The organism is Mucilaginibacter sp. P4_G9 (assembly GCF_056400985.1).
On the sequence record NZ_JBFUKF010000221.1, the window covers coordinates 1 to 8,481 of the forward strand.

Below are 8,481 nucleotides of genomic sequence, written 5' to 3' on the forward strand. Positions count from 1 at the left end.
GGATACCAGACAATTCAGAAGTTTTAAAATCAGAGTCAAACTGATCTTTGCAATAATTGGCTATTGATGATATTGAACGCTGGATATCAAAGAAATCGGTACTTAACAATTGGTTCAATATTTTAGTTGCTCCCGGCTTTTTGYGACCAGGCATTGTAGGGTTTTCATCGTCTGAGCGTATTTTACGGCCTTTTTTGCTAAAAATCTCAGACCCGTCGGCGTCTGCTTTTTCCGACTCAATCATAACATCCAGTAGCCTGTCGATAATTCTTACCTGTACGGCTTCTGATTGAAATGAGTTAACAACTTCTGCTACCTCAACAAGTTGTTTTTTTAATTTCTCGATATGTTTGCTCATGATGAATTAGATTTAATACGAATGAGGATAGTACAAATCTAAGGGGAATAATAATTAAAAATATAGCCTATTTTGGTAAAAAAATAGGCTATATTATTAATTAAGCCCTGTTAAGGCTATTGATGTCATTAAAACATATATTAAATATTAAGTTTTTTTTCTGTGGATTGCTGATAGACAGGGTAGTATTACAGCTATTTATAGTGTTTTAGATATTTTCTCCAGCATTTCTAAACCAGTATCTATATGATTTTTTTCAATAATAAGGGCGGGCCTGAAACGGATGCTCTTTTCACCACAGCCTAAGTACATAATATTATTAGCTAATCCCTTATTAATGAAGCTATCGCGCTTGCTTTGATCAGGGAAATCAAAGGCCGTAAGTAAGCCTTTTCCCCGCACATTGCTTATAACCGGAAGTCTGTATGCAATATCGCTTAATTGGTTTTGCAGGTAATTGCCCATTTGAGCCGCATTGTCGCAAAGGTTATCTTCTTCTATTATTTCCATGATCTTTGATGAACGAACCATATCAACCAAACTGCCACCCCAGGTGGAGTTAATACGTGACGAAATGTGAAAAACATTGTTCTCTACCTCATCAACCCGGTTACTGCAAAGTATGCCGCAAACCTGCATTTTTTTCCCAAAGGCTAAAATATCTGGTCTTGCTTTTTCGCCAAAATGTTCATGGCACCAGAATTTACCTGTAAGACCTACCCCAGTTTGTACTTCATCATATATCAGCATGGCTTCATACTCATCGGCAAGTTCCCGTAGTTTCTCTAAAAACTCTTTACGTACGTGGTTATCGCCCCCTTCAGATTGTACAGGCTCTATTATAATGGCACAAACATCATCCTTGTTATCTTCAAAAGCTTTCCTGATCTGCGCTACGGAAAGTTGTTCCCGTTGTAGCAGGTCTTCATGATTACCATCACTGTAAGGAAAATTCATGTAGGGTACAGATACGCGGGGCCAGTCGAACTTAGCAAACCACTTAGTTTTATTGGGAACGGTGTTGGTTAAACTTAATGTATAACCCGAACGGCCGTGAAAAGCATGCTCAAAGTGGATCACTTTAAAACCCCGCTCTTTGGTATAGCCTTTGGCAAAGTTTTTTTGAACCTTCCAGTCCATGGCGGTTTTAAGTGCGTTTTCAATAGCTAATGAACCACCGGCTATAAAAAAGGCATGTGGCAAATAATCGGGAATACCCACCCGCGAAAAAGTTTCAAGAAATTGTGCGTATTGTGTAGTATAAATATCCGAGTTTGAGGGATTAGTTAAAGCAGCCAGCATCAGGTTTTTTTTAAATTCCTCATCGTTCAGCATTTTTGGGTGATTATATCCTAAAGGTACCGAAGCAAAGCAGGTAAAAAAGTCGAGCAGGGTGCGGTCGTTCTTCGAATCATAAATATAAACACCCTTACTTTTTTCCATGTCAAAAGTGAGATCGAAGCCATCGGCAAGTACATGCTTCCGTAACGAAGCCTGTACGTTTTGTGGTGAAATAAGTAAGTTGTACATATATTTTTGATTTACACAAATTTACTAAAAAGCCCCAAAAAACAAAATTTAGGCGGTTTTTGAACCGATTGGCAAAAAAGTAACTTTAAATTGTTTAAAGTTACTTTTTGTACCAAAGCCAAAATTGGTACACCAAATTTTAAGATGGAATCTTTGGAATTATATCAAAAAAGTTTCTAGGAAAGATTGCAGGCTGTGTATTTGGCGTAGATAATTCCTGGTCGGCGCTAAAGCTTTTTCCTGAAATCTTTTATGAAATAGTCCTGGTTTGTATTTGGCTTAAGCTCAGGTATTACGGAAGCCATCGGTTGCTTGTGGTGCCCCCAGTACGAGACCATGTTTAATTTATAATTGAAGTGTTTAGGATGACGAAGAAATAAAATTCAAAACCCGCCACATGTGTAACAGTAGCAGGTCATCAAATTACCATATTGTTCAATAATCACATTAAGTTAAACCGGCCATATTATTTTGGTACCTGTACTGAACTGTCATTAATTACAAATGGGTGGTTTTGCAGCATGCGATAAATTTCGGCCCCTGCCAGTAAAACAGGACCGTAACCATGTGCGGCATAGTTATTTACCGGCCGGTAGTAATAAAAAGCAGGATCGAAACCCATACCTGTACCCACGCAGGTACCTTCTACCTGGCCCTTATCATTTACCTTTGTACTTACCGCATTCCAGGCAAGGAGAGCCGCCGGTCCATAAGCTTTGGCATCCAGCCATCCCTTGTTAATAGCTCTTGCAAAGCAATAGGCGTAAATTGCTGTTGCCGAAGTTTCGAGGTACGAATCATTGCGGTCAAGCAACTGGTGCCAGAAACCTGTTGCATCCTGGCGTTGTGCAAGGCCGGCAGCATGTTTGTTTAACATTGCTATCAACGCGGCTCTTCCCGGATGGCCCTGTGGCAGCGCATCAAGCAATTCAATACTTGTTAAAATAGCCCAGCCATTTGCCCTGGCCCAATGAAACTGCGGATGTGGATCCATATCCTGAACCCAACCGTGCATATACAATCCGCGTTCGGGGTTAAACATTCGTTTGCTGAACAATTGGTATTGCTTTACTGCTTCATCAAAATACTTGCCGTCGCCGGTAAGCGCGCCCATTTGTACAAGTGCCGGAAGGCTCATATACATATCATCGAGCCATAAGGTATTTGGGTGAGGGCGGTTACGTGCCAGCGTACCATCGGCCAGGCGAAATTGCTTTGTCAGGATATAACTGATATAGTTATCAATTATCGGTCGCAGATCCGGCTTTACGGCCCCTGTTCTTACGGATTTAATCATGGCCGCAGCCATTGACCCCGCATCGTCGAGTGCCTCGGGGGTAATTACAGACTTTACAGGTGTTGTTGCCTGTGGCGAGGTTTTGAGGTAATTTTTAAAGCCGGCAACTGCGTTACCAATATAACTGAGCCGGTTTAGCGTATAATCTGTAAATTTTTTATCCCCGGTTGCAGTTCCTGCCTCCAGCATACCTGTATAGGTTACGCCCCATTCATAGCTTATTAGTCTGAAATCGCCGGCTGCAAAAACACTATTAGAGTTTACGTTGTCGAAATTATTGATTGCCTGCCTGCTTGATTTGTCAATTAGCTGATAAGGTGTAACCTCATTCAAATAATGGTATACCTTATCCAGAACAGCTTTAACATCGGCTTGTTTAGTTTCCCCATAAGGGGTTATATAAGCCGGTTTAAGCAAATGTAGTGGTGTAGTTGCATCATTGTTTTTTGAAGAAATATTTTGGCTGTAGGATGCATGTGGGATAGTTTGTAATAACAGCATAACAATACAGCAATTTAAAGCAAGCCGCAAAGGCCTGCAACTGCCTGGTATAGCGTCAGATCGGAGCATTAAATCGGTAATTAATGGCATGGTTGATATATCGGTTATAAAGTTATGGTATCAGATGTTCTTCAAGGCAACATTAAGTCAAAATTCAAAAGCTTTTCTGGTGTGATAGTAAGAAAACCACAACACCTCAAACAGCATGTTCCTGTCTGAGGTGTTTTTAGGTGGTTAGTGCTTACCACCCCGGGTTTTGGTAGCCACTTTTTTGGCTGGGCGACATGGGTTGGCCATTTACGGTTGTGGCATCAATCTGTATCTGAGGTATAGGTCTTAACTTATCCCTGGGCGCTATGCTTGTAGCATCCTTGTTAAATAGTTTTGTTCTGTCATATAATGTTTCCGTACGCGCCAGATCCTCCCACCTGTAAAACTCACCGCATAGTTCACGGGTACGCTCATTTAGCATAAAATGGATAAAGCGATCAGGTGCACCAACTGCGGTAGGCGGATAATTTTCACTTGCCGCGTTAGTTGTAAATAAATCGGTAGTAGCCATCAATTGCGGATACGTATCGGATACGTCGCCGGGTGTGCCGCCGTCAAACATATAAGTTTGCGGATTTCTGAATTCGCCGGAATGATAGGCAGCTCTTTGCCGTATCTTATTAACATAATTTAGCGCGGTGGTATAGTCACCCTTTCGCCCATAGGCTTCGGCAGCAATCAGGTAAGTTTCGGCTAAGCGGGCAACTATACCGTTACGTATTCCTCTTTCTTCATTATAATCACTCGTTACACGTACCGGATCAAGCATTTTTACCAAAGTAAGGTACTTGTTGTTGTTAAAGCCCTGCTGTATAGCCCCGCCAGGCGTAGTAGTATAATACCGGGCATAAACGGTATACCTATATTTAGTCAATTGTGTTGTAGTTAATGGATTGCTTTTGGTGTTTACAATAAATAACGCGGCGGTATCACCAATACCAAATTTGTAAGCACCCGCCAATGATGGGTTGGGTGCATCAGCAGCTRTAAATTTAGGTGTCCCGGCGTTGGTGTTAGAGTAAAACACCGTACGGAAGCTTTTATAAAAACGGGAATCGTTTTTTCGGTCAAACAGATCTATAGTATAATCTGAAGGGCCTAAACGGCGAAAAGGCCTGCCGTTAAAATTATCGGCATTCCGGGCCATACCGGGGATGCCAACATCATACTGGCAAATGTAATACTCATGTGTACGGTTACCGCTGCTGCCATTTAATGTAAGGTCTTTGATGAACTGAGCCGCAAAAATGATCTCTTTACTGGCTTGTGCTGTCTGGAACCTGCTGATGTCGCCGGAGGGCGCAGACCCATTTTGACCAACAGCCGGTGTAACTACTTTTGGATAGCCTGCAGGATAAACACCGTTCCAGATATTCATATAATCGTTCTCAAGGGCGTAGTATGGACTGTTAATTACCTGTGTGGCGTAATAGGCCGCGCTATCCATATCCGTTGGCTTTTGACCCCGGGCATCGGTAACCGCGCTGCCGCGGGTTAAGTACACCTTGGCAAGGAAATGTTGCGCTGCACCCTGGGTAGCCCTACCCTGATCTGTTGTGGTTGGAGTAAGATTATCTGCCGCATAGCGAAGATCATTAATAATTTGTTTATACACATCAGCTGCAGAAGCGCGCGTAAAATCAGTTTGCTTACCTGTAATTGGCTGCAATACTAAGGGCACGCCGGCAAACTGCTGTACCAGCTGAAAATAATAATACCCTCTCAGAAACCTTAACTCGGCCATGCGCTGGGTAACCTGTGCCGGCGTACTCAATGTTTTTGATGTTGTGCTTTTGAAAAGCGGTAGTTGCTGGATCCCCAGGTTACAACGCCCGATGCCCTGGTAATTATTCACCCATAAACCATTTAGTAAACCTTCGGCAGGGTTAAGGCTTGCGGCATAACTATTATAGTATTCATAGTTAAACTGATCGCCCTCTATAAACTCATCTGTACCAAAATTATATAAAGCATAAGCCTGCTCACCTTCAAATTTATTACGAAGTGGGGTATAAGCCGATCGTACCAGGTCCTGCAACCCCTGGTCGGTATTATAATACTCCTGTGTAAGGGTACTTACCAAATCTTCTTTAAGGTACTTCTTACACGATGTGATGCCAAAACTCATCACGAGTACAATAACCGGAATGATATATTTTTTCATTTTATTATCTTTTAATTATAACCAATTGTTTATAAGCCCGCTTTTATCCCGAATACTAAACTTCTGTAACTGTATGATGTAGGACCGGGGTTATTGGTACTGCTTGAAGGATATGAGCTTGAATACGGCATTGTTTCAGGATCGTAGGTTTTATATTTACTAAATAAGAAGGGATTAACCGCATTAACAGAAAATGATAAACTCCGCATCTTTATTTTATTAAGTATAGAAGCCGGCAGCTGGTACGAAAGCAAAATACTCCGTACCCGTACAAATGATCCGTCTCTGAAACCATTGGCCTGCCAATAAAGGGGTATATCACTGGTGAGATTAGGCTGAGGATAATCGTTAGAGGGGTTGGTTGGTGTCCAGTAATTTAACTGTATTGACTGATAGCGACCAACAAGCGAAGGGCGTGGATCGCGCACCAATCCGCCATGGCTGATATACACAAAGGCCGATAATTCAAAACCTTTATAACTAATTGTATTATTAATACTACCGGTCCACTGCGGGTTCGGCGAACCCAGCAGCATTTTATCGGCTTCGGTAATGGTAGTGTCACCATTCATATCCTGTACGCGAATCCTGCCGGGTTGCAATGCGGTATTGGCCTTGTTCCCGGCTTTTTTCCAGTAATAGTCATATAAAATACCACCTGGCTGCGCATCGCTGTTCTGGAATATGCCCTGCCTTTTATAATCGTAGTATGACCTGATGGGGGCACCTAAGAACCACTGGCTCGAAATGTTATTATTACCTGAACCATCCAGCGATGTAATAGCCTCTTTATTCTTAGAGAATACAAAGTCGGTTGTCCATTTAAAACCACCATGGTTAATATTGACAGTAGAAAGGGCCACCTCAATACCACGGTTTCTTACTTTGCCCAGATTAACAGTTATGTTGCTATAACCCGATGCGTCAGGTAATTTCTGCGGTTGAATTTCATTTGAATTAGATTCATAAACATCAATTGAACCCGAAATCCGGCCTTTAAATAAACCGTAATCCAGGCCTATATTTTTGGTTACGGTTTTTTCCCAGGTTAAATCGGGGAGCGGTAAACCATTGGGTGCGTAACCCTGGGCGGGGCTGACACCAAAATTATAGTAGGATAAATTTAAAGTACCATTGGTTAAATATGGCCGGATGCCTGAGTTACCTACCGAACCTATACCACCACGTAACTTTAGCTGATCAACAAAGCTCACTGCTCTCATGAAATTTTCCTGGTCGATACGCCAGGCTACAGAACCTGATGGGAAAGCTTTACCCTTATGTTGTTCGGACAGTACAGAAGATCCGTCATACCTTTCTGCTAAAGTTAAAATGTACTTACCGTTATATGCATAAATTATCCTTCCTAAAAATGATGCTAACTGATACTGCGAATAGCCTCCTTTATAGGTTACCACCCCGGTGGCATTGTTTTGTAAGGAATACCATTTTTGTGATTCATAGTTAAGGCCGGCGGCCGAAGCATTGGTGGAGTCTCTCCGGTCTTTCACCGATTCCTGTACCGCGGTTATACTGATGTCATGTTTTTTTGCAACAGTAGTACTGTATGACAATTGGTTTTGCAGTGTCCAGGTTAGGTTTGAACTTGTGTTAAAAGAGGCGTTTGCCGCGCCGCCAGCCCTCGACGAGGAAATGGAACCATTGAATGTGCCGTTTCTTACACTCGTTACATCGGCACCAAAAGTGCTTTTCAATGTTAATCCCTTAAAAATATTAGCTTGTACGTATACGTTGGCCAACAAATGGCTTATGCGATTTTCATTAATGATATTGGTAACATCATTAAGAGGATTAATAATGTTACTATCATTACCCGGAAACAGTACAAAATTGCCGTTGCTGTCATAAGGTTCGGCCAAAGGTAATTGCCCCGAGGCCGCACTATATATATCAGAACCTGTATTTTGTATAGCATTGGCGTAAGTGATATTACTGCCTGCAGAAAAATAGCTTACGGGTCTGAAACTTGCACTATTTGATATACTATATCTTGTATAATCCTGCCCGGGTATAATCCCCTTCTGTTTTAAGTACCCCAATGAAAAAGCATTGCTGAATTTTTCTGAACCACCTGATATGGAAAAGTTGTGGTTTTGTGTTGAACCTGTTCTTAATGCCTTTTTCTGCCAGTCATAGGTAGATACTTTGGAAGCATCATAAATAGCTACATTATCCAGTATAGGATAACCTAAACTGGAAAGCAAGGCCTTTTCGGCATCTGTAGTGGGCCTTGTAGCTACATCAAATACGCCGTTTGCTGGATCATATTTGGTAAAGGTATATCCGGCCAAAACCTTACCTAATACGTTAGGATCTGCACCAAAAAGTTTATAATCTGATGCAGGATCCGGAAAATACCGCTGGCTGCTGCTTGTGGTACTTAATCCCGGATTATATGATTTTCCCCCTACATAAGCATCCCTTTTAAACTGCGCATAATCGGGGCCATTAAATACGTTTAACTTTCTTAATATATTATCAAAGGATGTGCTGCCACTATAATTAACGGTTACCTTACCTGCTTTTCCCTTTTTTGTAGTAATCTGTATAACCCCATTG

General features: G+C 41.8%; 5 protein-coding genes. All 5 read right to left on the reverse strand.

Annotated features, from left to right (window positions below):
- Nucleotides 1–358 (reverse strand): hypothetical protein (locus AC1DPZ_RS17385; protein ID WP_477405662.1); only part of this gene is annotated, 358 nt, incomplete at its 3' end.
- A gap of 198 nt (nucleotides 359–556) precedes the next feature.
- Nucleotides 557–1,888 (reverse strand): L-lysine 6-transaminase, encoded by a 1,332-nt coding sequence (lat, locus tag AC1DPZ_RS17390; protein WP_477405664.1) that lies wholly within the window; start codon nucleotides 1,886–1,888, stop codon nucleotides 557–559.
- A gap of 466 nt (nucleotides 1,889–2,354) precedes the next feature.
- Nucleotides 2,355–3,686: a glycoside hydrolase family 88/105 protein gene (locus AC1DPZ_RS17395; RefSeq protein WP_477405666.1), complete on the reverse strand. Its 1,332-nt coding sequence runs from the start codon at nucleotides 3,684–3,686 to the stop codon at nucleotides 2,355–2,357.
- Between the two features lie 241 nt (nucleotides 3,687–3,927).
- Nucleotides 3,928–5,901 (reverse strand): RagB/SusD family nutrient uptake outer membrane protein, encoded by a 1,974-nt coding sequence (locus tag AC1DPZ_RS17400; protein ID WP_477405668.1) that lies wholly within the window; start codon nucleotides 5,899–5,901, stop codon nucleotides 3,928–3,930.
- Between the two features lie 29 nt (nucleotides 5,902–5,930).
- Nucleotides 5,931–8,481 (reverse strand): SusC/RagA family TonB-linked outer membrane protein (locus tag AC1DPZ_RS17405; protein ID WP_477405670.1); only part of this gene is annotated, 2,551 nt, incomplete at its 5' end.

What these genes read in the sequence shown, in the direction of transcription:
- lat (WP_477405664.1), bottom strand. Translation starts at nt 1,888, where the DNA reads ATGTACAACTTACTTATTTCACCACAAAACGTACAGGCTTCGTTACGG.
- AC1DPZ_RS17395 (WP_477405666.1), bottom strand. Translation starts at nt 3,686, where the DNA reads ATGCTGTTATTACAAACTATCCCACATGCATCCTACAGCCAAAATATT.